Source organism: Gemmatimonadaceae bacterium, assembly GCA_019637445.1.
In the GTDB taxonomy this organism is placed as follows: Bacteria; Gemmatimonadota; Gemmatimonadetes; order Gemmatimonadales; family Gemmatimonadaceae; genus Pseudogemmatithrix.
In genome coordinates, this window is the sequence record JAHBVS010000002.1 from 283,623 (window position 1) to 308,301 (window position 24,679).

Annotated in this window: 22 protein-coding genes; 17 read left to right on the forward strand and 5 right to left on the reverse strand. The window is 67.8% G+C overall.

Annotation, left to right across the window (positions count from 1 at the left end; genetic code table 11):
- The first annotated feature begins 46 nt into the window (after nucleotides 1-46).
- From paaA to paaJ, 4 genes are all read left to right on the forward strand, one after another.
- Entirely contained in the window at nucleotides 47-1,009 is a 963-nt protein-coding gene (paaA, locus tag KF709_11420) for a 1,2-phenylacetyl-CoA epoxidase subunit A (GenBank protein MBX3175015.1), read from the forward strand.
- Nucleotides 1,010-1,163: 154 nt separating this feature from the next.
- On the forward strand, nucleotides 1,164-1,454 hold the full coding sequence (gene paaB, locus KF709_11425) for a 1,2-phenylacetyl-CoA epoxidase subunit B (GenBank protein ID MBX3175016.1): 291 nt from the start codon (nucleotides 1,164-1,166) through the stop codon (nucleotides 1,452-1,454).
- Nucleotides 1,454-2,302, forward strand: coding sequence for a phenylacetate-CoA oxygenase subunit PaaC (gene paaC / locus KF709_11430; protein MBX3175017.1), 849 nt, complete (start codon nucleotides 1,454-1,456; stop codon nucleotides 2,300-2,302). Before paaB ends, paaC begins: the two co-directional genes overlap by 1 nt.
- 69 nt (nucleotides 2,303-2,371) lie before the next feature.
- A complete protein-coding gene (gene paaJ / locus KF709_11435) occupies nucleotides 2,372-2,878 on the forward strand; it encodes a phenylacetate-CoA oxygenase subunit PaaJ (GenBank protein ID MBX3175018.1) in 507 nt (168 codons plus the stop codon).
- Between the two features lie 62 nt (nucleotides 2,879-2,940).
- Here the strand turns inward: paaJ and KF709_11440 are convergent, their stop codons facing one another.
- Both KF709_11440 and KF709_11445 read right to left on the reverse strand, forming a co-directional pair.
- A complete protein-coding gene (locus tag KF709_11440; GenBank protein ID MBX3175019.1) occupies nucleotides 2,941-4,344 on the reverse strand; it encodes an MATE family efflux transporter in 1,404 nt (467 codons plus the stop codon).
- A gap of 373 nt (nucleotides 4,345-4,717) precedes the next feature.
- Nucleotides 4,718-6,817: a pyruvate dehydrogenase gene (locus KF709_11445; GenBank protein ID MBX3175020.1), complete on the reverse strand. Its 2,100-nt coding sequence runs from the start codon at nucleotides 6,815-6,817 to the stop codon at nucleotides 4,718-4,720.
- A 251-nt stretch (nucleotides 6,818-7,068) separates the two neighbouring features.
- Here KF709_11445 and paaG point away from each other — a divergent pair, with 251 nt between their 5' ends.
- The 6 genes from paaG to paaZ all read left to right on the forward strand — a co-directional run bounded on the left by paaG (nucleotide 7,069) and on the right by paaZ (nucleotide 13,466).
- On the forward strand, nucleotides 7,069-7,854 hold the full coding sequence (gene paaG / locus KF709_11450; protein MBX3175021.1) for a 2-(1,2-epoxy-1,2-dihydrophenyl)acetyl-CoA isomerase PaaG: 786 nt from the start codon (nucleotides 7,069-7,071) through the stop codon (nucleotides 7,852-7,854).
- Between the two features lie 20 nt (nucleotides 7,855-7,874).
- Nucleotides 7,875-9,047, forward strand: coding sequence for a 3-hydroxybutyryl-CoA dehydrogenase (locus tag KF709_11455; protein MBX3175022.1), 1,173 nt, complete (start codon nucleotides 7,875-7,877; stop codon nucleotides 9,045-9,047).
- 136 nt (nucleotides 9,048-9,183) lie between these two features.
- Nucleotides 9,184-9,564 (forward strand): hydroxyphenylacetyl-CoA thioesterase PaaI, encoded by a 381-nt coding sequence (gene paaI / locus KF709_11460; protein ID MBX3175023.1) that lies wholly within the window; start codon nucleotides 9,184-9,186, stop codon nucleotides 9,562-9,564.
- A gap of 3 nt (nucleotides 9,565-9,567) precedes the next feature.
- On the forward strand, nucleotides 9,568-10,779 hold the full coding sequence (gene pcaF, locus KF709_11465) for a 3-oxoadipyl-CoA thiolase (protein ID MBX3175024.1): 1,212 nt from the start codon (nucleotides 9,568-9,570) through the stop codon (nucleotides 10,777-10,779).
- Nucleotides 10,780-10,790: 11 nt separating this feature from the next.
- On the forward strand, nucleotides 10,791-11,393 hold the full coding sequence (locus KF709_11470; protein ID MBX3175025.1) for a transferase hexapeptide repeat family protein: 603 nt from the start codon (nucleotides 10,791-10,793) through the stop codon (nucleotides 11,391-11,393).
- Between the two features lie 33 nt (nucleotides 11,394-11,426).
- The gene (gene paaZ, locus KF709_11475; protein ID MBX3175026.1) at nucleotides 11,427-13,466 is read left to right on the forward strand and encodes a phenylacetic acid degradation bifunctional protein PaaZ; all 2,040 of its coding nucleotides are present in this window, start codon (nucleotides 11,427-11,429) and stop codon (nucleotides 13,464-13,466) included.
- Nucleotides 13,467-13,530: 64 nt separating this feature from the next.
- On the opposite strand, the gene KF709_11480 is transcribed toward paaZ, so the two are convergent.
- Together KF709_11480 and KF709_11485 are read right to left on the reverse strand one after the other, a co-directional pair.
- Nucleotides 13,531-13,935, reverse strand: coding sequence for a DUF2177 family protein (locus tag KF709_11480; GenBank protein ID MBX3175027.1), 405 nt, complete (start codon nucleotides 13,933-13,935; stop codon nucleotides 13,531-13,533).
- A gap of 57 nt (nucleotides 13,936-13,992) precedes the next feature.
- Entirely contained in the window at nucleotides 13,993-14,421 is a 429-nt protein-coding gene (locus KF709_11485) for a DUF4399 domain-containing protein (protein MBX3175028.1), read from the reverse strand.
- A 107-nt stretch (nucleotides 14,422-14,528) separates the two neighbouring features.
- On the opposite strand from KF709_11485, the gene KF709_11490 reads away from it, so the two are divergent.
- The 6 genes from KF709_11490 to KF709_11515 all read left to right on the forward strand — a co-directional run bounded on the left by KF709_11490 (nucleotide 14,529) and on the right by KF709_11515 (nucleotide 23,368).
- On the forward strand, nucleotides 14,529-15,110 hold the full coding sequence (locus KF709_11490) for a hypothetical protein (GenBank protein ID MBX3175029.1): 582 nt from the start codon (nucleotides 14,529-14,531) through the stop codon (nucleotides 15,108-15,110).
- A 113-nt stretch (nucleotides 15,111-15,223) separates the two neighbouring features.
- Nucleotides 15,224-15,898 carry a hypothetical protein gene (locus tag KF709_11495; protein MBX3175030.1) on the forward strand — a complete coding sequence of 225 codons (675 nt, stop codon included), beginning with the start codon at nucleotides 15,224-15,226 and terminating at the stop codon, nucleotides 15,896-15,898.
- A 67-nt stretch (nucleotides 15,899-15,965) separates the two neighbouring features.
- A complete protein-coding gene (locus tag KF709_11500) occupies nucleotides 15,966-18,368 on the forward strand; it encodes a zinc-dependent metalloprotease (GenBank protein MBX3175031.1) in 2,403 nt (800 codons plus the stop codon).
- A gap of 1,346 nt (nucleotides 18,369-19,714) precedes the next feature.
- Nucleotides 19,715-21,334, forward strand: a complete 1,620-nt coding sequence (locus KF709_11505) for an ABC transporter permease (GenBank protein ID MBX3175032.1) — start codon at nucleotides 19,715-19,717, stop codon at nucleotides 21,332-21,334.
- Entirely contained in the window at nucleotides 21,331-22,800 is a 1,470-nt protein-coding gene (locus KF709_11510) for a TolC family protein (GenBank protein MBX3175033.1), read from the forward strand. Before KF709_11505 ends, KF709_11510 begins: the two co-directional genes overlap by 4 nt.
- 37 nt (nucleotides 22,801-22,837) lie before the next feature.
- Nucleotides 22,838-23,368 carry a DinB family protein gene (locus KF709_11515; protein ID MBX3175034.1) on the forward strand — a complete coding sequence of 177 codons (531 nt, stop codon included), beginning with the start codon at nucleotides 22,838-22,840 and terminating at the stop codon, nucleotides 23,366-23,368.
- A gap of 92 nt (nucleotides 23,369-23,460) precedes the next feature.
- Here the strand turns inward: KF709_11515 and KF709_11520 are convergent, their stop codons facing one another.
- Nucleotides 23,461-24,186: a DUF481 domain-containing protein gene (locus KF709_11520; protein ID MBX3175035.1), complete on the reverse strand. Its 726-nt coding sequence runs from the start codon at nucleotides 24,184-24,186 to the stop codon at nucleotides 23,461-23,463.
- Nucleotides 24,187-24,209: 23 nt separating this feature from the next.
- Between KF709_11520 and KF709_11525 the strand changes: the two genes are divergently transcribed.
- Nucleotides 24,210-24,668 carry a DUF1569 domain-containing protein gene (locus KF709_11525; GenBank protein MBX3175036.1) on the forward strand — a complete coding sequence of 153 codons (459 nt, stop codon included), beginning with the start codon at nucleotides 24,210-24,212 and terminating at the stop codon, nucleotides 24,666-24,668.
- Nucleotides 24,669-24,679 lie beyond the last annotated feature (11 nt).

Below are 24,679 nucleotides of genomic sequence, written 5' to 3' on the forward strand. Positions count from 1 at the left end.
TCCGCCACTGGACCCAGCACGTCGCGGACTTCGTTAAATTGCCCGTATGCCGAAGACGACCGCCCCTGTCGAGGATCCGGCGCTCCTCGAGGCCTTCGAGGCACGCATTGCCGCCGGCGAGAGCATCGAGCCCAAGGACTGGATGCCCGAGCGCTACCGCAAGCAGCTGACGCGCATGATGGCCCAGCACGCGCATTCCGAGATCGTGGGGATGCTTCCCGAGGGCAACTGGATCACCCGCGCGCCATCGCTGCGGCGGAAGATGTCGCTGATCGCCAAGGTGCAGGACGAGGCGGGCCACGGGCTCTACATCTACTGCGGTACCGAGACGCTCGGCGTGGACCGGCACGACCTGTTCAACCAACTGCTCGATGGCACGGCCAAGTATTCCAGCATCTTCAACTACCCGACGCTCAGTTGGGCGGATATGGGCGTGATCGGTTGGTTCGTGGATGGTGCGGCGATCGTGAACCAGACGGTACTGGCCAAGGCCTCCTACGGCCCCTACGCCCGCGCGATGGTGCGTATCTGCAAGGAAGAGAACTTCCACAAGCGCCAGGGCTACGAGATCTGCGCCACGCTGGCCAAGGGCACGCCGGCCCAGCGCGAGATGCTGCAGGACGCGGTGAACCGCTTCTGGTGGCCCTCCCTGATGATGTTCGGGCCCAGCGACAAGGACAGTCCGAACTCGGCCGAGCTGCTCAAGTGGCGCGTGAAGCGGAAGACGAACGACGAGCTGCGCCAGCGCTTCGTGAACCTGACGGTGCCGCAGGCCCAGGCCATTGGCGTGACGCTGCCGGATCCAGACCTGACCTACAATGCCGAGACCAAGAACTGGGAGTTCGGCGAGATCGACTGGGCGGAGTTCTGGCAGGTGGTCGGCGGCAACGGTCCTTGCAACGCCGAGCGCCTCGCGGCGCGCAATGCGGCGCAGGACGACGGGCAGTGGGTGCGGGAGGCTGCGTTGGCGCACGCGTCCAAGCATTCGCGTTCTGTTTCGGTGGCTTGAACTGCATGCCACAGAGGCACAGAGACACAGAGAACTGCGAGGTCAATGTTGAACTGCGCCCGCAATCTGGCGTGCAGCGCGTAGTTCACCCTTGGCTTTCCTCTGTGTCTCTGTGCCTCTGTGGCAAAGCTGTTTCCCTCATTGGGCAGAAAGCATGAGCAACGAACAATCCTGGCCCTTGTGGGAAGTGTTCACTCAGGGCAACAAGGGCGAGCCGTTCGAGCACGCAGGGTCGCTGCACGCGACGGACGCCGAGCACGCGTTGCAGAATGCCCGCGACGTGTACACGCGGCGGGGCGAGGCCGTGAATCTTTGGGTGGTGCCGTCGACCGCGATCACCGCGTCGGCGCCGTCGGATGCGGGACCGTTCTTTGAGCCCGGCAACGACAAGGCGTATCGGCATCCCCAGTTCTACAAGGTCCCGCAGGGGATCCGCGTCTTCTGATGGCCAAGCCGCGCGAGCAGGAAGAGGAAGGCGGCATCGCCGCCGGTGAGGCGGAGAAGGGGACCGTCAACGTCGCCGGGCCGCGGCAGCTGCCGCTTGGCGAGCCCATTGTCGAGTATCTGCTGCGGCTGGGCGATGACCGGCTGCTGCTTGGGCATCGGATGTCCGAGTGGACCGGGCATGGGCCCATCCTTGAGGAGGACATCGCGACGGCCAACATCGCGCTCGACTTGATCGGGCAGGCCGCGCAGTTCCTGCGCCTCGCGGGCGAGTTGGAGGGCCAGGGTCGCGACGAGGACGCGCTCGCGTACTGGCGCGATGGCACCAAGTTCCGCAACTGTCTGCTGGTCGAGCTGCCCAAGGGCGACTTTGGCGACACGATGGTCCGGCAGTTCCTGTTCGATGCCTACAGCGTGTTGCTGCTCGAGGCGTTGGCGACCAGCGGCCACGAGGGCCTCGCCGCGATCGCCGCGAAGGCGCTGAAGGAAGACAAGTACCACCTGCGCCACTCCAGCGAGTGGGTCGTGCGCCTCGGCGACGGCACCGACGAGTCGCACGCGCGGGTACAGGCCTCGCTCGACCGCCTCTGGAGGTATACCGGCGAGCTCTTCCTGCGCGATGAGGTTGACGAGGCCGTGGCGGCGCTTGGCGTCGCGGTCGATCACGGCGCGCTGAAGTCGCGCTGGGACGCGCTCGTGGACGACGTGCTCAAGCGCGCGACACTCACGCGGCCGGCGGATCTGCCTTGGCAGCAGGGTGGCCGCCGCGGGCGGCACACCGAGCACATCGGGCACCTGCTGGCGACGATGCAGAGCGTGGCCCGTGCACATCCCGGGGCGACCTGGTAGCGCCGGCGAATGACTGATGCGTGACCGCGGCGGACCTTTGGACCGCGACCGTGCGTTTGTAGCAATGCGATGACCACCGACACGACCTTCTCCCGCGAACGGATCTTCGAGATCCTCTCCGAGGTGCCGGACCCCGAGGTCCCGGTCATCTCCGTCGTGGAACTGGGCATCGTGCGCGACGCGTCGCAGCGCGCGGATGGCACGGTGGAGATCACCATCACGCCGACCTACAGCGGCTGCCCGGCGATGTTCGAGATCGAGCGCGACATCCGCACTGCGCTGGAGCAAGCGGGCGCACCGGCGATTGAAGTGAAGACCAAACTTTCGCCAGCGTGGACCACGGATTGGATCCCGGAGGAAGCGCGCGAGAAGCTGCGCCGTTACGGCATTGCGCCGCCCGGGAAAGCCGACACCGGCGGCTTGGTCACGCTCGTGCGCGCCAAACCGCCGGTGCAATGCCCCTGGTGCGGGTCCACCAACACCACGCTCAAGAGCGAGTTCGGGTCAACGGCCTGCAAGGCGATTCACGTGTGCAATACGTGTCGGCAGCCGTTTGATGAGTTCAAAGCCTTCTAGGACGAAGGACGGAAGACGGAAGAGGCGAGGCCGTACGGCCTCGCCTCCTTCGTCCTTCGTCCTTACACCTGCGCGCCCTTCCAGCGGCCTCTCCTGAAGAGCAGAAAGCTCACCAGCGCCAACATCGAGTACGCCACGCTGACCGAGATGAACACGCCGCCTTCATCCAGCGTCGTGCGGTACGCGAGGAACCAGGCCAGCGGGATCTGCAGCATCCAGAACACGCCGAAGTTGATCCAGCTCGGCGTGCGCGTGTCGCCGGCGCCATTGAAGGACTGCTCCAGCACCATGCCCACGGCGTAGGCGGGGAAGCCAAAGGACATCATCCGCAGGCCGAACACGCCGACCTCCTTCACGGCGGGGTCCGCCGTGAACAGCCCGATGAGTTGTGGCGTGAAGATGATGAACAGGATGCCGGTGAGTGTGAGCACGGCCACGTTCAGCTTGGCCGCGGTCCACACGCTCTGCTCCGCGCGGTCCGGTTGCTTGGAGCCCAGCGACTGGCCCACCATCGTTGCCGCCGCCGCACCGATGCCGAACGCCGGCATCAGGGCGAACAGCAGCACGCGAATCGCGATGGTGTAGCCGGCCATCGCCGGCGCACCGAAGCCTGACACCACGCGCACCAGTCCCATCCAGCTCATCGAGCTGATGGCCACCTGCAACGTGCCCCAGCCGCTGAGCTGGGCGATCTTCACCATCGTCGTCGGTTCGATGGCGAGGTGCTGGCGCGAGACCTCGAGATGTCCGGTGCCACGCGACATCAGCCACAGCGCATACATGAGGCCGGCGCCTCGCCCGATTGTCGTCGCCCAAGCAGCACCGACGAGTCCGAGCTCCGGTAGCGGACCCCAACCGAAGATCAGCGCAGGGTCGAGGATGCAGTTGAGGCCGTTGCCGAGGATCAGCACGCGCATCGCCACGGCCGGGTCGCCGGCGCCACGAAACACGGCGTTCACAAGGAAGATGAGGAACGCCGTCGCCGACGCACCGAGCGTCACGCGGGCGAAGGGCGTGCCGACCGCCACCACCTCGGCGTCGGCGCCCATCAAGGCCAGCAGCTCGGGCGCAAAGATTGCGCCCAGCAGGCCAAGCCCGCCGGCCAGTGCCGCGCCAAGCAGGATGACCTGCACGGCCGCACGTGCCGCGCCATCGGCGTCCTTCTCTCCGATGCGCCGCGCCACCGTCGCCGTCGCGCCGATGCTCAGGCCGAAGGCGATCGTGTACAGTACGATCATCAGCGACTCGGTGAGGCCCACGGTGGCCACAGCTGCGGGCCCCAGCTTGCCGACAAAGAACACGTCGACAACTGCGAAGATGCTCTCCATCATCATCTCGATCACCATCGGGACGGCGAGGAGGAGGATGGCGCGGCCGATCGTGCCCTGCGTGTAGTCGTGCTCTGTCCCGCGGATGGCGTCGCGCACGTCGCGCCAGAAGCTGTGCTGCTCGGCTGGCGCGGTCACGGCTGTCGCCTCGGGGAGAGTCTGTTCAGTCGAATGCATATGGTGCTCGTCGGATCCACAAGAAAGTCAAACGCCCCACCTGCCGAGTGTTGCGAAGCAGGGAGGGGCGTGGATCCGCGAGGAGCGACCTTTGTCGCTGCTACCGGCGGTGCCCTGCTTCGTGCGTCGCGCGCATCCGGACGGCGACCGGCGTCCGGTCGCGCCCAATGGCGGCGATGTCGAGACGAAGCGTTGAATCCATCAATGCACCACGGTAGAGGTTCTGCCGAGAACGTACGGTAGCTGCGTGTCCCGGGATTCGCAAATCGGGATGGGGCGGGCCGACCCCGCGCACGCGCGCGGCCGGACGCTGGCGAACCGAACTGTTCCTACGTCAGATGCGCAGCAGGCGCTCGATTCCCGACACGATGGCCGGCACGTCCGGCAGCACCGCCGCCAGCAGGTCAGGGTGGTACGGCATCGGGATGTCCTCGGGCGCGAGGCGTTCGATAGGCGCGTCCAGGTACCAGAACGCTTCCTGCGTCACTGTGGCCGCGACCTCGGCGCCGAAACCAGCCGTGTGGTTGTCCTCGTGGACGATCAAGCAGCGGCCCGTCTTGGTCACCGAGGCCAGCACGGCGTCGGCGTCCCAGGGAGCGATCGTGCGGAGATCGAGCAGTTCCACCTCGCCCTCGAACTGCTTCGCGGCCTCTGCGCAGCGATGCACCATCGCGCCCCAGCTCACGAGCGTGAGCGCCTTGCCCTCCTGCACCACGCGCGCACGGCCGAACGGCAGCACGTAGTCGTCGCCGGGATATCGAGAGCTGCCGTCGCCCGTCATCAGCAGGGAGCGGTGCTCGAAGAACACGGTGGGGTTCGGCGAGCGCATCGCCGTGCGCAGCAGGCCGACGGCGTCCGCGGCATTGGATGGAATCGCCACCTGCCAGCCGTAGGCGTGGGCGAAGCGCACCTCGTCGGAGAGCGAATGCCAGGGGTCGCCGACATCCTTGCCGTAGCCACCGGGCATGCGTACGACCATCGGCGATGCGAAGCGATTGGCCGTACGCCAGCGCAGCGTGCCGGCGTTGTTGAGCTGCTCGGTGGCCGGGTCGGCGTACTTCCGGAACTGGATCTCCGCGACGGGCATCAGGCCGCTGATCGCCAGGCCAGCCGCACGGCCGATGATGCCCTCCTCGGACAGCGACGTGTCAAACACACGGTCGCGGCCGAACAGCTTCTGCAACCCCTCAGTGACGAGATGCACGCCACCCTTCTTGCCCACGTCCTCGCCGAACACCACGACCTTCGGATTCACCTGCAGCTCGTGGCGCAGTGTGCGCCGCACGGCCTCCGCGAATCGCAGCAACTCGCCGTCCTCCGAGGCTTGTTCGTTGCCACCCAGCTTGCGGCGTTCGGCGCGGCGCAGGCCGCCGAACGCCTCTGTGGCGTCGTCACGATCGTCCGCATACACGTGCTCGGCGATGTTGGCGGGATTCGGCGTCGGACGCGCACGCGCGGCCGCCAGCGCGCGTTCCACATCGCGCGCGACCTCGGTCTCCAGTGCGCTCCACTGCGAAGCGCTCATGTGCTGCGGGACAAGGAACTTGCGCAGGCGCGGCAGCGGGTCGCGCGCCTGGTCCGCCGCGATCTCGGCGTCCGTGCGATAGCCCTTCTGATTGTCGGGGCCCGAATGGCTCGAGAGCCGCGGCACGGTGAGCCGCACCAACGCGGGCCCCTCACCGCGGCGCACGTGCTGCACGCAGTCGCTGAGCAACGCGGCGCACTCGGCGGGGTCGGTGCCGTCGCCGTTGCGGATGAACAGGTTGCCGAAGCTCGAGAGGTTCTTGCTGATGTCGCTACCGGGCGTTTGGAACTCGCCGCCGACGGAGATGCCGAGCCCGTTGTCCTCGATGTAGAACAGCATCGGGAGCTTGAGCGTGGTCGCCATCGTCAGCGCGGCCCAGAAGCCGTTGGTCGCCACGGACGCGTCGCCGCCGAGCGCGACGGCAATGCAGCCGGCGTAGGAGGCGTTCTTCAGGATGTCGCGATGGTACGTGATGGCCTGCGCCCAGCCGGCGGCGGGCGTGTACTGCGAACCCACGTCGCCAGCCATCGGCAGCACGATGCAGCCGGACTCGCGCGGGAAGTTGCAGACCACGCCGATATCGCGACCGTCGGAGAATCCACCCGCGCGCCCGAGCGGTGAGCCGAGCGCGTCTTCCATCGAGAGGCCAAGCGACAGCAGCAGGGGCCGGCTGCGATAGTAGGCCCCCGCGGCATCGCGCGTCCCAGTGAGGAACTGCCCGAGGATGACCTGCGCCATGTCGTGCCCACGCGCCGAGAACTGGTAGAGCACGACGTGGTCCTTGGGGACGGTCGCGCGGTTCCGGTTGGTCTGCTCCTCGGCGTCATCCAGCGCACGTGAGCAGAGCACGTGGTAGGCGACCTTGCGCCAATCAATGGACGCCGGGGGCGGGGTCTTCTTCGCAGGCATTGGGGTGGAATCTGGCTTGGTGGCCCTTGTTGCGGTACTCGTCCGTTCGCTGCTTGGCTGGATCGATGTGAATTACCACGGAGACACGGAGACACGGAGAACTACAACTGCTCTCTTGGGGGTCCGCCGCGCCGGAATCTGTCCGAGGACCCCTTCAAGTGCCGTTGCCGTTGCAGTTCTCCGCGTCTCCGTGTCTCCGTGGTAAAGTGCAGTTCCCGCATCCCCACACCCCAGAGGATAGATTTGGGGAAATGCCAATGATCCTGAGCGAGACACGAGACGGCGTCCTCGAGCTCACGCTGAACCGGCCCGAGGTCCTCAACAGCTTCAATCGCGAGATGGCCCAGGAGCTCCAACGCGAGCTCGGCCGCGCGGCCAGCGATCCGGAGATTCGCGCCGTGCTGCTCACTGGCGCGGGGCGCGGCTTCTGTGCGGGGCAGGACCTTCAGGAGGCGCTGCCGCAGGATGGCGACGAGATGCCCGACATCTCGGAGATCGTGCGCGCCTCGTACAACCCGATCATCACTGCCATTCGGACACTTGAGAAGCCCGTGCTCTGCGCCGTGAACGGCGTGGCGGCGGGCGCGGGCGCGAACCTCGCATTCGCCTGCGACCTCACCATCGCCGCCGCCGAGGCCAGCTTCGTTGAGAGCTTTGCCAAGCTGGGGCTGATTCCCGACACCTCGGGCACGTTCTTCGTGCCGCGGCTCGTGGGATCGCAGCGCGCGACTGGGATGTTCTTCCTTGGTGGCAAGGTCCCCGCGGCGCAGGCCAAGGAGTGGGGCTTGATCTGGGATGTCGTCCCCGCGGCTGACTTGATGGCAACGACCCGCGCACTCGCCGCGCAGCTCGCGCAGCAGGCCACGCGCGGCTTCGGGCTTACCAAGCGTGCGATGAACGCGTCGTGGCGCAATGGACTCGAGGCGCAGCTTGAGGTCGAGGCGCAGTGCATGCAGGAGGCCGGGCGCACGGCGGACTACGCCGAGGGCGTGCGCGCCTTCCTCGAGAAGCGCGCCCCCACCTACCAGGGCAAGTGACCGTGCCGCTCGACGCCGGGATGAGCGTGGGCGTTGTTGGTGCCGGCGCGATGGGCGCCGGCATCGCGCAGGTCGCCGCGCAGCGCGGACACCAGGTGGTGCTGGCGGATTCCGCCGCGTCGGCAGTCGAGAAGGCAAAGGCCGGCCACGCGAAGGCGATGGCGCGCGAGGTGGAGAAGGGGCGCGCCACACAGGCCGAGGCGGACGCGACGCTCAAGCGCATCAGCTACGTGGCTGGCGTGGGCGCCGAGGAGCTGAAGCGCTTCGCCACCTGTGGCCTCGTCATTGAGGCCATCGTCGAGAACCTCGGCGTGAAGCAGGAGTTGTTCCGCGCGCTTGAAGGCGTCGTTGCAGCGGATGCCGTGCTGGCGTCGAACACCTCGTCGCTGTCCGTTGCCGCCATCGCCGGCGCCTGCGCGAATCCGGAACGCGTGTTGGGCATCCACTTCTTCAATCCCGCGCCGGTGATGCCGCTGGTGGAGATCATCCCGGCGATGGCGACCGATGTGGTGCTGGTGCAGGCAGCGCGTGAGCGCATCGCGGCCTGGGGCAAGTTGCCCGTCGTCGCCTCCGACACGCCGGGCTTCATCGTCAATCGCATCGCCCGGCCGTACTATGGCGAGGCCCTGCGCATCCTGGAAGAAGGCATCGCCGACTGCGCGACCATCGACTGGGCCCTCAAGTCGCAGGGCGGATTCAAGATGGGTCCCTTCGAGTTGATGGACTTCATCGGCAACGACGTGAACTATGCCGTCACCTGCTCGGTGTTCGAGGCGATGTACTACGACCCGCGCTATCGGCCGGCGCTGACGCAGCGGCGGCTCGTCGAGTCAGGCTGGCTCGGCCGCAAGACTGGTCGCGGCTACTACGACTACCGTGATGGCGCCGTGTCGCCGGCGGCCACCGAGGACGCCGCGCTGGGCCGCGCCATCCTTGACCGCGTGCTCGCGATGCTCGTGAATGAAGCGGCAGACGCCGTCCAGATGCGCGTGGCCAGCCCCGAGGACATCGAGCTGGCCATGACCAAGGGCGTGAACTATCCCAAGGGCCTGCTGGCCTGGGGCGATGAGATCGGTGCCTCGGCGGTGCTGGCGACGCTGGAGTCGCTGCAGCAAGAGTATGGCGAGGATCGGTATCGGCCGAGCCCGCTGCTGCGCCGCGTGGCACGGTCCAACGGGAGACTGCTGCCGTGAGCACCGACGTTCAACGGGGAGTTTCGCGATGAGCGAGAAGGATGCGCCGCGCCCGCATCGCGGCACCGTGTTCACGCCGGTGATCGGCGGCGACGCGCAGTCGCACAAGCTGCCGCCGGACGAGGTCGTGGCGCGGATGTTCGCGCAGGACAACTTCTCCAAGTGGCTGGGGGTCGAGGTGCTCGAGGCCTCCGAAGGACGCTGCATCCTGCGCATGACTGTGCGCGAGGAGATGACCAACGGCTTTGGCACCGCGCACGGCGGCATCGTGTTCGCCTTCGCCGACACGGCGCTGGCGTTCTGCACCAACGCCAGCGGACTCACCAGCGTGGCGCTCGACTGCACGATCAGCTATCCCGCCGCGACGCGGCCGGGGGATGTGCTCACGGCGGTGGGCGTGCAGGAAACCACAACGCGGCGCACCGGATTCGCTTCCGTGACGATCACCAATCAGGACGGACAGACTGTCGGGCACTTCCGTGGCACCGTGTACCGCACCGACAAGCCGCATCGCTAGCCCATGACTGACGCATTCATCGTAGACGGTATTCGCACGCCGGTAGGGAATCTCGGGGGCGCCCTCGCGCCCGTGCGCGCCGACGACTTGGCGGCGCACGCCATCAGCGCACTGCTCGCGCGGCAGCAAGCGCTGGAACCGGCTCTGATCGCCGACGTGATCCTCGGTTGCGCCAACCAGGCGGGCGAGGACAATCGCAACGTGGCGCGGATGGCGCTGTTGCTGGCCGGGGTGCCGCAGAGCGTTCCCGGCGAGACAGTGAACCGTTTGTGCGCGTCTGGCCTCAGCGCGATCGCGAACGCCGCCCGCGCCATCAAGGTGGGCGAGGGCGACATCTACGTGGCGGGCGGCGTGGAGTCGATGACCCGCGCACCCTACGTGATGAGCAAGAGCGCCCAGCCCTTCGGCCGCGACATGCAGCTGTTCGACACGGCGCTTGGCTGGCGTTTCGTGAATCCCGCGATGAAGTCGGCGCACGGCACGGACTCGATGGGCGAGACCGCCGAGAACGTGGCAGAGCGCTACAGGGTCAGCCGTGAGGACCAGGATGCGTTCGCTCTGCGCTCACAGCAGAAGGCGGCCGCTGCGCAGAAGTCAGGTCGGCTCGCCGAGGAGATTGTTGGCGTGAGCATCCCGCAGCGGAAGGGTGAGGCTGTCACGGTCGCGGCGGACGAGTTTCTGCGGCCTGACTCCACGATGGAGAAGCTCGCCAAGCTCAGGCCGGCGTTCCGACACGACGGCAAGGGCTCGGTCACGGCGGGCAACAGCTCAGGCCTCAACGACGGGGCGGCGGCGCTGCTTGTGGCGTCGGCAAAGGCCGTCAAGGATCACAAGCTCATGCCGCTGGTGCGCGTGGTGGCCAGCGCCGCAGCCGGCGTCGAGCCGCGCGTGATGGGGATGGGTCCGGTGCCGGCGACGCGGCTCGTGCTCCAGCGCGCCGGGCTCAGGCTGGAACAGATGGACGTCATCGAACTCAACGAGGCCTTTGCCGCGCAGGGCCTGGCCTGCCTCCGCGAGCTCGGCGTGGCCGACGACGATCCGCGCGTGAACCCCAACGGCGGTGCCATCGCGATCGGCCATCCGCTGGGGATGAGCGGCGCGCGGCTCGCCTTGACCGCTGCGCGCGAGTTGCAGCATCGCCAGGCGAAGTACGCGCTCTGCACGATGTGCATCGGCGTGGGGCAGGGCTACGCGATGATCCTCGAGCGCGCCTAGGCGTTCGCCCGATGAGCATCTACGCCTTCGACGACTTCATCCCGGTGGTGCACGAGTCGGCCTTCGTGCACCCCAAGGCTTCCGTCACGGGCAACGTCATCATCGGCCGCGACGTCTACATCGGCCCTGGTGCCGCGATCCGCGGCGACTGGGGCGGCATCGTCATCGAGGACGGCTGCAACGTCCAGGAGAACTGCACCATCCACATGTTCCCGGGCGTGACGGTGGTGCTCGAGGCAGGCGCGCACATCGGGCACGGCGCCGTGGTGCACGGCGCGCGCATCGGCGCCAACGCCTTGATCGGCATGAACGCCGTGGTGATGGACAACGCCGTGGTCGGCGGCGGCAGCATCGTCGGCGCACTGTGTTTCGTGCCGACGGAGATGCAGATCCCGCCGCGCAGCGTGGTGGTCGGCAACCCGGCCAAGATCGTGAAGGAGGTGAGCGACGAGATGCTCGCCTGGAAGTCGGACGGCACGGCGCTGTACCAGCAGCTGCCGGGCCAGATGCGCGCGAGTTGGCGCGAGGTGGAGCCGCTGCGGGAAGTCCCCGCCGACCGGCCCACGCAATCCAACGTGCTCAAGACCTGGAAACAGACGCGCGGCAATCAATAGCGCGCCGCATTCGCCCATACGGGGATTCACGCGATGAAGCTCAAGAACTACGCACTCGGCCAGTGGGTCGAGGGAACGGGCAAGACCACCACGCTTTACCACGCGGTCACGGGCGAGCCAGTGGCCGAGGCGTCGAGCGGCGGTCTCGACTTCAAGGCGATGACGGAGTATGCGCGGACCGTGGGCGGCCCGAAGCTGCGGGCGATGACCTTCCACGAGCGCGCCGCGATGCTCAAGGCCGTGGCCAAGCATCTGATGGAGCGCAAGGACGCCTTCTACGCCATCAGTGCGCAGACCGGTGCGACCAAGACCGACAGCTGGATCGACATCGACGGTGGCTTCGGCACCTTCTTCGCCTACTCGAGCCGCGGGCGCCGCGAATTCCCGAACGAGACTTTCCACGTCGAAGGTCCCACTGAGCCGCTGTCCAAGGGCGGCAGCTTCGTGGGGCGTCACATCTGTGTGCCCTTGGAAGGCGTCGCGATTCACATCAATGCCTTCAACTTCCCGGTCTGGGGCATGATGGAGAAGCTCGCGCCATCGCTGCTTGCCGGCGTCCCCGGCATCGTGAAGCCCGCCACCGCGACGAGCTATCTCACCGAGGCCGTCTTCAAGGAGATGATCGCCAGCGGCATCCTGCCCGAGGGCGCGGTGCAGCTCATCTGCGGAAGCGCCGGCGATCTGCTCGACCACGTGCTGGAGCAGGACGCGGTCGCCTTCACGGGTTCGGCCGCAACCGGTCGCATGCTCAAGGAGTCGAAGGCCGTCGTCGAGCACGCGGTGCGCTTCAACATGGAAGCGGACTCGCTCAACTGCGCCATCCTCGGGCCGGACGCCGCGCCCGGCACGGCGGAGTTCGACCTCTTCATCAAGGAAGTCGTGCGGGAGATGACGGTGAAGGCGGGGCAGAAGTGCACGGCCATCCGCCGCACGATCGTCCCCGCAGGGATGGAAGAGGATGTGATCACGGCCATCCGTGCGCGATTGGCCAAGACCGTGGTGGGCGACCCAAACGTCGAAGGCGTGCGCATGGGTCCCCTCGCCAGCAAGGGCCAGGTGCGCGACGTGGGTCTCGCCGCGGAACGCATTCGGAGTGCCGCAGAGCGTGTGGTCGGTGGCGGTGACTTTCAAGTCGTTGGTGCCGACCGCGAGAATGGCGCGTTCTACGAGCCCGAGCTGATGTACTGCGCAGACCCGCTGGCCAAGACGGAGCCACACGACGTGGAGGCCTTCGGGCCGGTGAACACCGTGATGCCGTATCGCAATCTTGATGAAGCGATTGAGTTGGCGCGGCGCGGTCGCGGTTCGCTCTGTGGCTCGCTGGTCACCGCCGACGCCAAGACCGCGCAGAAGGTCGTGCTCGGCGTCGCGCCGTACCACGGGCGCCTGTTGGTGCTCGACCAATCAAGCGCAAAGGAGAGCACGGGCCACGGATCGCCGTTGCCGAACCTCGTGCACGGCGGCCCGGGTCGCGCCGGCGGCGGCGAGGAGATGGGTGGCGCGCGCGGCGTGCTGCACTACATGCAGCGCACGGCGGTGCAGGGCAGTCCCAGCGTGCTCACGGCCATCACCCGCGAGTGGACCAAGGGCGCGGCCGAGACCACCGACGCGCTGCATCCCTTCCGCAAGACCTTCGACGAACTGCACATCGGTGACACGCTGCTGACCGGCACGCGCACAATCACGCTGGACGACATCGTGAAGTTCGCCGAGCTCTCGGGTGACAAGTTCTACGCGCACATGAACGACGAGGAGGCGCGCAGCAACGGCATCTTCGAAGGCCGCGTGGCGCACGGATACTTCATCGTTTCCGCGGCGGCGGGGCTCTTCGTGGAGCCCTCCCTCGGGCCCGTGCTGGCGAACTACGGCTTGGAGAACCTGCGCTTCACCAAGCCTGTGTATCCTGGCGACACGATCCAGGTGCGACTCACCGTGAAGCAGAAGACCGCCAAGGCCACGGTGGACGACGGCATTCCGCAGGGCGTCGTGGAATGGGATGTCGAGGTGATGAACCAGGACAAGGAGCCAGTCGCGCTCTACAGCATCCTGACGCTGGTGCGGCGCGCGGCGTGACCGTGGTGGCAGCCGCGGGCCGCGCTGCACCGCGCGGCGCGGGCTCGCCGGTGGATGCGGCGCGTCAGCCCTGCAACCAGCGCGCCGCGTAGAAGCCGGCCGCGCTCACGCTGCCCGTGAGCACCACGCCCCAGGCCAGGTCCACCGGCACCACTCCCGCGGGGAATCCGCGGAGCAAGGCGAGGCTCGTGAGGTCGAACGCTGCATAGGCCGCGAGCCCGAACACCGCGCCCAGCGCCAAGGCGCGCGTCAGCGACTGCTTCTCGACCGCAGGCAGGACGCACAGAATGACGATGGCGGCCACGTAGATCAGGTAGAACGCCAGCGCCGCGCCCCAGTTGGTGTCCTCTCGCAGCAGCTCGCCCATTTGGTTGCGATAGAACCCGCGCGCGACGAAACCCAGCCAGGCGATGTCCAGCGCGAAGAACGCCGCGGTGCAGAGCGCGTAGAGCTTCAGGTAGAAGGCCATGGGGGGGGGGAGCTGTCAGCGCGTGAATGAAACGCGGCGGGCGACGAGCGGCCGCGCTCAGCGCACCGTGATACGGATTGGCTTGGAGGCCAAGGCCGGCCCAATCACCTTGTGCTCGTGGTCGGCGACCACCAGCCGCAGCGTGTACGTGCCCGGCGCCAGCGTCAGCGTGGTCTCGATCTGTCCGGCGCCGAAGTGCCGGTGCAGCGAGTCCGCAGGGATCACCACGCCGGTTGCCGGCGGTTCCACGTTGATCAGAATGTGGAAGTGCCCCGTGTTGGGAAACTGCGCACCGGCTGGTGCCACGCCGAAGTTGCGCAGGCCGAAGGCCACCTCGAATGTGCGGGGCAGCACGGCACCGTCGGCAGGCGCGCGAAAGTACACCTCAGGCGCCGGAGGGGCGGGCGTCTGCGCCTCGGCGCAGCCGGCGCTGACAATGCTGCCGGCCAGAAGCGAAACGGCGAACAGAGATCTGGGAAGTCGCATGCGCAGAAGTCCGTGACGTGGCGTCGGGAGTGTTGGTAGGTAGTATACGCTTGTCATCGCGACATCGCTCCGCGAGCCGAATACTCTCCGCTGGCCAAGGATTGCACGTGGATGCCCTGACCATCAGTTGGATCGCCGCCCAGGCGGCCGCCATCATCGTCAGTTCACCGGTTGCCGCCGCGACGCAGGATGCGAACGGACCACGCGTTCCGCCGCCTGCCGTGGTGGCTGCCGGCGTCACCCAGGCGGCGCAGGGCGGTGTCTACGATGCCGCGTACTACCGTCGCCTCGACATCCATCGCTACAGCTCGTACGCGATGTTGCCGCTGTTCGCCCTGCAGGTGACAGCTGGCACGCAGCTGTTCAATCGCGGCAGCGAGGCGCCAGAGTGGGCCAAGGTCGGGCATCGGGTCGGCGCCACGGGCGTGGCCGCGATGTTTGCCACAAACCTCGTCACGGGCATTCCGAACCTCGCCGTCAGTCTCCGAGATCCGCGCGATCGGGGCAAGAAGATCCTGCACGCGAGCCTGATGATCGCGGCGGCCGCTGGGTTCACCGCGACGGCCGTTCTCGCGGAGCGCGCCGAGGGCGATCCGGATGCGCGCTATCGGCACCGGCGGATGGCGTTCACCTCGATGGGCGTCGCGTTCGCCGGCTGGCTCACGATGCTGGACTGGACCGACGAGTAGCTTGCGGGACGGCGGGGTGTGTGCGAGCGTGAGCCGGGCGACCGGCGAAACCTCCTGGTCGGGAACCTCGTAAGGATTTGGTCAGGTTCATCCCCCACACCTGGACGGCGTCCATGATCGTGCAATCTCAGGCAGCGCTCGCCCCAAACGCGCCGGTCGCTCCGGCCGGAGCCGCCACGGCCGTCCAGGGCCAGGGCGTCGGAACTCCGGTCGCGGCCCCGTCGGGCCCACACACGGCGCGCGAGATGTATCAGGCGATGCGCGCCCAGCGTCGCATCATCCACGACCAGTTGGACCACGCCGAGTCGGAGCGCAGCAACATCGCGGAGCAGCTACGCCGTGAGGGAGTCACCGGCGCGGACCGCGAAGGGCTGGAGTCCCAGATCCGCGACATCGATGCGCGCATCAAGGACCTGCGCGAGCAGCACGCGGCCGCCGAGCGCTCGGAGGCGACGGCTGCCGGCGTTCCTGGGGCCACCGCGCCAGCGCCACGGAACCCCGCAGAAGCCGAGGCGGAGCTGGTCATGGCCGTCTCGATGACGTTCATCTTCGTCTGCCTGCTGCCGCTGACCATCGCCTACGCGCGCCGGATCTGGAAGAAGAACGCGGTGACGATCCAGCTGCCGCCCGAACTCGACACGCGACTGCACGGGCTGGAGCAGGCAGTGGAGGCCACGGCCGTGGAAGTCGAGCGCATCGGCGAGGGCCAGCGCTTCGTGACGCAGTTGATGGCGAAGCGCGCCGAGCCGGTGCACGCCGCGCTGGAAGCGCCCGGGGGCAACCGCTAGCGGGTTGGCGGACCCGTGCCGAAGGGATAGCATTGGGCAACCAATCCTCTCCCTCGGACCCGGGACCATGCCCTTTCTCGCTTCCGCGCGTCGCGCGCTCCTCGCGCTGGTCGCCGCTGCCTCGCTCCTCGGAGCCCAGCAAGCGGCCCCGCTGATCGGCCTGCGCGTCGACGCCGACCGCAACAAGCTGTTCCTCGAGATCCCCACCGCGCAGCTGGATCAGGACCTGCTGCACCAGATGACGCTGGCCACCGGTATCGGGGTGTCGCAACTGGGCTTGGATCGCGGACAGCTCGGTGGCGCCGATGTCATTCGCTTCGAGCGCCGCGGCCGTCGCATCCTCTTGGTGAAGGACAACTGGAGCGCCCGCGCGCCGGCCGGCGATGCGGCCGCGCAGCGCGCCGTGGCCGAGGCCTTCCCGCGCGGCATCGCCGCATCGTTCGCCATTGAGAGCGAGGCCGACGGCCGTATCGTGGTGGACGCGACGAGCTACTTCCTCAGCGATCTCTACGGCATCGCCGACGGCGTGCGTCGCGCCCAGCAGGGCTCGGCGCGCGTGGACGCCAACCGCAGCTGGTTCGACGAGACCCGCACACGCGCCTTCCCGCGCAACGCAGAGATCCACGCGGTGCTGACCTTCAACGTCGACAACCCGGGTTTCGCGCTGCGCCGTGCCGCCGCCGAGGCCTCGGCGCCGGTGTTCGAAATCCATCACTCGCTCGTGGCGCTGCCCGCGCGCGAGGGCTTCCGGCCGCGCGAGGCGGACCCGCGCTCCGGGTTCTTCGGCACGGGCTTCCTCGACTTCAGCCAGGGCTACGACGGCACGTATCGCGCCGGCTTCGCCGACCGCTGGCGCCTGGTGCCGAAGGACCCGGCCGCGTACCAGCGCGGCCAGCTCGTTGAGCCCGAGAACCCCATCATCTACTATCTCGACCCGGCCATTCCCGAGCCGTACCGCTCCGCCTTCCGCGAGGGCGGGAACTGGTGGGGCAAGGTCTTCGAGGCTGCCGGCTTCCGGAACGCGTTCCAGGTCCTCGACCTACCCGCGGGCGCCGACCCAATGGACGCGCGATACAACCTCATCTACTGGGTGCATCGCAACGCACCCGGACCGTCCGTCGGACCGTCGTTCTCCGACCCGCGCACCGGTGAGATCCTGCGCACGGTGGTGCGGATGGATTCGTACCGCTCGTTGATCGACTACAACATCTGGGCCGGCCTCGTGCCGGCGGCGGGTCCGCGCGGCCTGAACATGAACGCGGAGCAGTTGGCGATGGCGCGGCGTCGGCAGCACACGGCGCACGAGATCGGCCACACCCTCGGCCTCTCTCACAACTTCATCGCCGCCACCAACGACCGTTCGTCGGTGATGGACTATCCCGTGCCGATGGTGACGGTGGACGCGCAGGGCCAGCTCGATCTCTCGAAGGCCTACGCGCCCTTCGCCGGGGCCTGGGACTCTCTGGCGATTCGCTGGGGCTACACCTGGTATCCGAACGAACGCGCCGAGCGCGAGGGTCTGGCCCGCATCGTAGCCGAGGGCCAGCGGCGCAACCTTCGCTTCGTGGCCGACCAGCACGCCGGTGCCGACGGCTCGATCCCCGGTGCCACGCGCTGGGTCGAGGGCCGGACGATGTTCGACGCCGTGGACCGCACGGTGGCCGTGCGCCGCGTGGCGATGGAGAAGTTCGACGAGCGCGCGATTCAGCCTGGCGAGCCGATGTATCTGCTCTCGATGCGTTTCACGCACGTGTACCTGCACCATCGGTACTCGCTCGAGGGACTGGTGAAGTACCTCGGCGGTATGGACTTCCGCTATGCGATGCGCGGGGATGGGCAGGTGCCGACGACCGTGATTCCCGGTGCCGAGCAGCGGCGTGCGCTGACGATGGCGTTGGACGCGCTGGAGCCCTCGCAGTTGGCCATCCCCGAGCGCGTACTGGCGTTGATCCCGCCGGTGCCGCCGGGCGGCGACGGCCAGATGGACTGGATCGAGCGCGCCGGCACCACGGTGGACCAGCAGGCGATGGCCGGTGGTCTGGCCACCGAGGTGATCGAAGGCCTGATGGAACGCAACCGTCTGCAGCGCGTGGTCATTCAGCACGCGCGGAATCCGCAGGACATGCCAACACTGATGGAAGTGTTGCAGACGATCGTTGATAGGACGTGGTTTGCCTCCGCCGCGCGGACGCCAAACGACCAGGCCCTGCGTCGCGCGGTGCAACGTGTCGTGCTGAATACGATGCTGGACCGCGCTGGCGACCAACGGGCCGCGCCCGATGTGCGCCAGGTGACGGCGATGCAACTCAAGCAGCTGGCGGAACGCTTGGCCGCGGTCGCGCCGGGTGGCCCGCCAGCCGACCAGGCCCTGCGCGAGTCGGCGGTCCGCGAGATTGCCGCCTTCTTTGACGGGGACGACGACCCGGCCAAGCGCTCGCGCTTCACGGTGATTCCGCTTCCTTGGCCGTAGCACCGCCCTAGGCCTTCCGTGATGAACGGCTGGCCGTTGGATTAAATGTTGATGAAGCAGGATGCGCCGCGCCGTACGGGTCCACACCGTATGGCGCGGCGCAACCTTTTTGGGGACCTCGGTGTCCTACCATGGTCGCGTACCGTGGCGCCGCGTGGCGTCGTCACTCCCCACCCGAGGTCGAAGGCCGATGTCCCTGCTTCGCTCCCGCCGTGTAGTCGCCATCGTCGTGCTGCTCGTCTTCGTGAGCGCGGCCTTCGTGCTGGCCCGGCCCTCGACCGATACCGATGCCGCCCTGACGGCCATCGTGAAGGAAGGCGAGTTCGTCGTCACCGTGACCACCGCCGGTGAGCTGCGGGCGCGGTCCTTTGTCCAGATCCAGGCCCCGCCGGGCATGCAGCAGGCGAACGCCTTCAACGTGAAGATCCAGACGCTGGTGCCCGAGGGCACCTTGGTGAAGTCGGGTGACTTCGTGGCCGAGCTGGACCGCTCCACCTTGGCCCAGCGGATGTCGGACGTGTCCCTGGCGCTACAGAAGGCGCAGGCACAGTACGACCAGGCCGTGCTGGACTCCGCGCTCAACCTCTCGCGCGCCCGCGAGGACATGCGCGGGATGGAACTCGCGCTCGAGGAGAAACGTCTGGCCAAGGAGCAGGCGGTTTACGAGGCGCCCACGGTGCGGCGCCAGGCCGAGATCGACCTCGAGCGCGCCGAGCGCGCCCTCGCGCAGGCCAAACTCGACTACGTCACGCGCACCGAGCAGGCCAAGGCCAAGATGAGCGAGGTCGGCGCGGACGTCCAACGTCAGCGCAACATCCTCAGCATCGTGCAGAGCGTGATGCAGGGGTTCACCATCACCGCGCCGTCGGACGGGATGGTCATCTACGTGAAGGAATGGAACGGCAAGAAGAAGACCGCCGGCAGCCAGGTCAATCCCTGGGAGCCCACGGTCGCGACGCTGCCGGATCTCACGAAGATGGAGTCGATCACCTACGTGAACGAGATCGACGTGCGAAAGGTCGCCGTCGGCCAGTCGGTTGCGATTGCGCTGGACTCCGATCCCGGCAAGCGACTCAGCGGCAAGGTGACGGCGGTGGCGAACGTGGGCGAGCAACGCCCGAACTCCGACGCCAAGGTCTTCGAGGTCACGGTGGTCGTGGCGGAGGCGGACACGACGCTGCGGCCCGGCATGACGACCAGCAACACGATTGAGACCTCGCGCCTCGCCGGCGCGCTGTCGGTGCCCCTGGAGGCGGTGACCTCCGACCAGGACGTGCCGGTCGTGTACAAGCGCAGCGGCGGTCGGGTGGTCAAGCAGGAAGTCGAGACCGGCGTGATGAACGAGAATGAGGTGGTCATCCTGCGCGGCGTCGCGGCGGGCGAGGAGGTCTTGCTGGTGCCGCCGAGCAACGCCGATCGCCTCACGGTCCAGCGACTCGAGGGCTCCCCGACGTCGCTCGGCGGCGACAGCGGGACCGCCACGCGCAGCGTCCCCGCCGCACGTGACACGGCAGCCTCGAAGGCACCGCGTGCGCCCTGAGTCCGACGCCGTGGGCGAGGCCGAGCTCGCCTCGCCACGCGCGGTGCCGGGCTCGCGAATCCGTAGCTTCATTGCCCACGCCACCTTCGCCGCGCGCACGGCCCTTGAGGCCGTGGCGCACAATCGGCTGCGCGCCGGCCTGACCTCGCTGGGTATCCTCTTCGGGGTGGCGTCCGTGATCGCGATGCTGGCCATCGGCCGCGGTGCCGAGGCCGAGATCCTCGAGCAGATGCGCCTGCTTGGTGCCAACAACGTGCTCGTGGCGCCCTATGTGGAGCAGAAGGAAGGGTCGGCGGACGAGGAAGAGGACTCGAAACAGCCCAAGCGCTATACGCCGGGGCTTTCGTATCTCGACGCGCTCGCCATTCGCGAGCACATCCCGGGCGTGGAGACGGTGAGTGCCGAGGTGGTGATGAACACGGCGCTGACGCGCGAGGGGCGACGCCGTTCCGGGCGCGTCGTCGGCGTTGATAGCTCGTACTTCCGCCTGCTCAACATGCCGGTCGCATCGGGCCGCGCCTTCAGCGAGCAGCAGATGGAGCTCGGGCAGCCGGTGGCGATCATCGGCCACGGCGTGCGCACGCGCTTCTTCACCACGGAAGATCCCATCGGCAAGCCGATCAAGGTCGGCGAGATCTGGCTCACGGTTGTCGGCGTGCTGGCCGACCGCCAGGTGGCCGGCGAGAACACCGAACGCCTCGGCCTGCGCGACGTCGGGATGGACGTGTTCGTGCCGCTCAACACGATGCTGCTGCGCTTCCGGAACCGCGCGCAGGTCACGCAGCAGCAAATCGAGATCGCCACGCGCCGCGCCAACGTGACGATGCCCAACGAGGAGGAGCCGCCGCCGGACGTACAGGCCGAGCGGGCGAACTACCACCAGCTCGACCGCATCGTGGTGCGCGTGGCCGACTCGCGGCAGGTGCCACAGGTTGCGGATGTGGTGCGCCGCATGCTCACGCGCCGGCACAACGGCGTGGTGGACTTCGAGGTGACGGTGCCGGAACTGCTCTTGCAGCAGGAGCAGCGGGCCAAGACGATCTTCAACGTCGTGCTCGGCGCCATCGCCAGCATCTCGCTGATCGTCGGTGGCATCGGGATCATGAACATCATGCTGGCGTCCATCCTTGAGCGCATCCGCGAGATTGGCGTGCGGCGCGCGATGGGCGCCACGCAGCGCGACATCCTCGCGCAGTTCCTCGCCGAGGCGGTGCTGATCAGCCTCGCCGGCGGCGTCGCCGGGATCCTCGTCGGCGGCGGGCTCAGCCTCGGCATCGAACGGCTGGCCGGCATCCGCACGATGGTGTCGGTGCCGTCGGTGGTGGTGGCCTTCGGTGTGTCCCTGACCGTTGGACTCGTGTTTGGCATCGTGCCCGCCTGGCGCGCCGCGCGCCAGGACCCTGTCGTCTGCCTTCGCTACGAATGAGCATGCTGATGCGCGTGTTGCGGATTCCGTTGTTGACCGCGGCTGTGGTGGTGTTGCCTGCGGCCGTCGCGGCGCAGGAGCCGCTACGCCTGACGCTCGCGGATGCGATCGCGCGGGCGCAGGCCCAGGGGCCCACGGCGCTGGCCGCCAAGGCCACGCGCGACGCGGCGCGCCATCGCGACTGGGCCTTCACGGCGAGTTGGCTGCCGCAGGCGGCGCTGAATGGCAACGTGCCGACGTTCAATCGTTCGATCATCCCCGTGCTGCAGCCGGACGGCTCCACGCTGTACCGCGCGCAGGAGCAGAACGAAGGGTCGCTCAACGTCGCCATCACGCAACGGCTGCCGTTCACCGGTGGCGACCTCTTCCTGAACTCCGGCCTGTCGCGGCTCGACGTCGTCGGCAATACGAGCACACGGACCTGGTCGTCCACGCCGATGCTGGTCGGGATCCGCCAGGACATCTTCCGCCCCAATCGCGCGCGCTGGGACGCGCGCGAGCAGTCGCTGCGCGCGGATGTTGCCGAGCGTGCCTATGCCGAGGCCTTGGAGGACGTGGCCATCCAGATCGCGAACGCGTTCTTCGACGCGTACACGGCGCGCCTCGGCTATGAGAACGCGGTCTCCAACGCGGCGGTGAACGACACACTATACACGCTGAACCAGGGGCGCTTCGAGGTCGGACGCATCGGCGAGAATGATCTGCTGCAGAGCGAACTCGCCCTGCTGCGCTCGCAGGTGGCACTCGATGGCGCGCGACTCGAACGGGACCGCACCCTCGCGTCACTGCGCCTCGCGCTGGCGTTGCCGGTTGGCGCCGAGTTGGAGATCATCGTCCCGACCGAGGTGCCAGTGGTCAATGCCGACACCACGGCGGCGGTGTCGATGGCGCTGCGGCATCGCGCACAGATGGTGGAACTGGAGCTGCAGGAGACACAGGCCGACCGCCGCATCTCGGAGGCGCGCTACGGCACGGGTATCGGCGGCACCATCTCGGCGTCGATGGGACTGAACCAGACCGCCGGCGCACTCGATGGCGCGTACCGGGACCTGCGCGAGGCCCAGCGCTTCACGCTCGGCATCTCGATGCCCCTCGTCAATTGGGGCAGCCGTTCGGCCAACATCCAGGCGGCGCGTCTCGACAGCGACCGGGTGGACCACCTCGGCCGGCAGACGCGCGAGCAGACGTCGCAGGAGGCGCACTTCGCGGCGCTGGGCCTGGCGCAGGCGCGTCGGCAGTTGGCCATCGCGGCGAAGGCGGACACCGTCGGCGCCAAGCGTTTCGAGGTCGCCAAGAACCGCTATGTGATTGGCCGCATCGGGATCGACAACCTGTATGTTGCGCAGTCGGAGAAGGACGGGGCGCTGAACCAGTACCTGAACTCGCTGCGCGGCTACTGGGTGGCGTACTATCGGCTGCGGCGCGTGACGATGTTCGATTTCGTGGCGGGCGCGCCGATCCGCTAGGTTGCAGTAGACTCATCTCCCTCACCGAGGTTCCTCGATGTCCCGAATGCTTCGCACGATGATTCTTGCCGCGGCCTTGGCCCCGGCACTGCCCGCCCAGAGCAACGATTGGCGACAGGAGTTCCTCGCCGTGATGCAGACGGCGGCGGACAAGTACATCCAGCTCGCCGAGGCGATTCCCGCCGACAAGTACACCTGGCGTCCGGCGGAGGGCGTGCGCAGCGTGGCCGAGACCTTCCTGCACGTGGCGACGGCGAACTACGGGTTGGCCAGCAACCTGGGCGCCCAGCTCCCGGCGGGAGTGCCGGTGCGTACCCTGGAGAAGAGCACCACCGACAAGGCGGTGATCGTGAAGCACCTGCGCGATGCCTTCGCGCACTTCCGTGGCGCGGTGGAGGCCTTCCCGGCCGATCAGCCGACCAAGATGGTGCGCTTCTTTGGGCCGCCGGAGATCACGGCGCGGCACTTCCTGTACTTCAACGCCGACCACAACGGCGAGCACCTGGGGCAGTTGATTGCCTACGCGCGCTCGGTCGGTGTGACACCGCCCTGGTCCGCCGGGAACTAGGCGCCGCGCGGCACTCGCGTCGGCCGCCGACTGGCCGGCGGGCAGACACACTTCGGGCCCGACGCTCCATGCGCGTCGGGCCCGAAGTCGTATCAGTACGTGATCTGGATCGAGGTCACGAAGAGCCGGTCGATCGTACCAAACGTCGGTTCCGGCTGGTTGTCGTAGCGGATCGCGTAGCCGACCTTGAGGCCGATGCGCGCCGAGATGGGCGCCACAACTGCGGTCTCGGTGTTCAGGCGCCAGTCCTTGGGCGTCTTGAAGTTCGGGATGTAGTCGGCACGTTGCTCGAAGTACGAGCTGCCGGTGAATGCGTGGCGATAGTACATCGCGGCCCGACCGCTCGGGAAGTCGGATTCCACACCGGTTGTGGAGAGTTGCTGCGTCACCGAGGCGCCGACGTCGAGGCGCAGCGTGTCCGTGGCGCTGCCGATGGCGCGCCACGTGAGACCCGCCTGCTCCTCAAAGCGCCGCTTGATGCCGGCAAACGTGTTGCGGTCGAAGCTGCCCGCGACGTACGCGGAGAAGAGGCCAGCGAGCTTGTAGTCGGTGCGTAGACCGGCGCGCAGGTTGTTGGTGTTCTCGACGCCGTCCTGCTCACCCCGCACGATGCCGAACGTCTGCTCGAGGCTCCAGCGAGCCTTGGACCAGGTGAACTTGTCGCCGATGCTCATGGTCGTCACGCTGGTGTTGCCGCTCACGCTCACGTAGCCAAAATCGGCCGTGAACTTCTTCACGGCGGCGTCCTGGCCGGCCGCGGTCGAGGCAAGGATGGCGAGGGCGGCCAAGGGGCGCGCCAGGGTCGGGGCAAGTCGCATACTTGTCGGGGTGAGAGGAATGGGTGAATCTAACCGCTATGCCGCGCTCGCTCTACGATGAAACGGTCCGCGCCGAGGTCGTGGCGCGCCTGGACCGCCTGCAGCCCAGCGCCGCCGCCCGATGGGGCCGGATGGACGCGCCGAAGATGGTCGCCCACGTCACGGAATGGTTCCGCATGTCGAATGGCGATCTGTCGGTCCGCGTGCGCAGGGTGCCGGGCCGAACGCTGCTCCGCTGGCTGATCATCTACGTGCTGCCAATGCCCAAGGGCTCACCCACCGCGCGTGAACTGATCGCGCGAGTGCCGGAATCGTGGCCGCAGGATGTGGCACGTCTGCGCGCCCTGCTCGAGGCGCAGCGGCGTCGGCAGCCGGCGCGGCCTGTGCCTGACCATCCGCTGTTCGGGCCGATGCGTGAGGACGACTGGGGCGTGCTCGCGTGGAAGCACACCGACCATCACTTCCGGCAGTTCGGCATCTAGCGGCGCGTTGT

What these genes read in the sequence shown, in the direction of transcription:
- KF709_11495 (MBX3175030.1), top strand. Translation starts at nt 15,224, where the DNA reads ATGATCGTGCAATCTCAGGCAGCGCTCGCCCCAAACGCGCCGGTCGCT.
- KF709_11455 (MBX3175022.1), top strand. Translation starts at nt 7,875, where the DNA reads ATGAGCGTGGGCGTTGTTGGTGCCGGCGCGATGGGCGCCGGCATCGCG.
- KF709_11445 (MBX3175020.1), bottom strand. Translation starts at nt 6,817, where the DNA reads ATGCCTGCGAAGAAGACCCCGCCCCCGGCGTCCATTGATTGGCGCAAG.
- pcaF (MBX3175024.1), top strand. Translation starts at nt 9,568, where the DNA reads ATGACTGACGCATTCATCGTAGACGGTATTCGCACGCCGGTAGGGAAT.
- paaJ (MBX3175018.1), top strand. Translation starts at nt 2,372, where the DNA reads ATGACCACCGACACGACCTTCTCCCGCGAACGGATCTTCGAGATCCTC.
- KF709_11515 (MBX3175034.1), top strand. Translation starts at nt 22,838, where the DNA reads ATGTCCCGAATGCTTCGCACGATGATTCTTGCCGCGGCCTTGGCCCCG.
- KF709_11510 (MBX3175033.1), top strand. Translation starts at nt 21,331, where the DNA reads ATGAGCATGCTGATGCGCGTGTTGCGGATTCCGTTGTTGACCGCGGCT.
- KF709_11505 (MBX3175032.1), top strand. Translation starts at nt 19,715, where the DNA reads ATGAGGTGGTCATCCTGCGCGGCGTCGCGGCGGGCGAGGAGGTCTTGC.
- paaG (MBX3175021.1), top strand. Translation starts at nt 7,069, where the DNA reads ATGCCAATGATCCTGAGCGAGACACGAGACGGCGTCCTCGAGCTCACG.
- paaZ (MBX3175026.1), top strand. Translation starts at nt 11,427, where the DNA reads ATGAAGCTCAAGAACTACGCACTCGGCCAGTGGGTCGAGGGAACGGGC.
- KF709_11485 (MBX3175028.1), bottom strand. Translation starts at nt 14,421, where the DNA reads ATGCGACTTCCCAGATCTCTGTTCGCCGTTTCGCTTCTGGCCGGCAGC.
- paaB (MBX3175016.1), top strand. Translation starts at nt 1,164, where the DNA reads ATGAGCAACGAACAATCCTGGCCCTTGTGGGAAGTGTTCACTCAGGGC.
- paaA (MBX3175015.1), top strand. Translation starts at nt 47, where the DNA reads ATGCCGAAGACGACCGCCCCTGTCGAGGATCCGGCGCTCCTCGAGGCC.
- paaI (MBX3175023.1), top strand. Translation starts at nt 9,184, where the DNA reads ATGTTCGCGCAGGACAACTTCTCCAAGTGGCTGGGGGTCGAGGTGCTC.
- paaC (MBX3175017.1), top strand. Translation starts at nt 1,454, where the DNA reads ATGGCCAAGCCGCGCGAGCAGGAAGAGGAAGGCGGCATCGCCGCCGGT.
- KF709_11500 (MBX3175031.1), top strand. Translation starts at nt 15,966, where the DNA reads ATGCCCTTTCTCGCTTCCGCGCGTCGCGCGCTCCTCGCGCTGGTCGCC.
- KF709_11480 (MBX3175027.1), bottom strand. Translation starts at nt 13,935, where the DNA reads ATGGCCTTCTACCTGAAGCTCTACGCGCTCTGCACCGCGGCGTTCTTC.
- KF709_11520 (MBX3175035.1), bottom strand. Translation starts at nt 24,186, where the DNA reads ATGCGACTTGCCCCGACCCTGGCGCGCCCCTTGGCCGCCCTCGCCATC.
- KF709_11470 (MBX3175025.1), top strand. Translation starts at nt 10,791, where the DNA reads ATGAGCATCTACGCCTTCGACGACTTCATCCCGGTGGTGCACGAGTCG.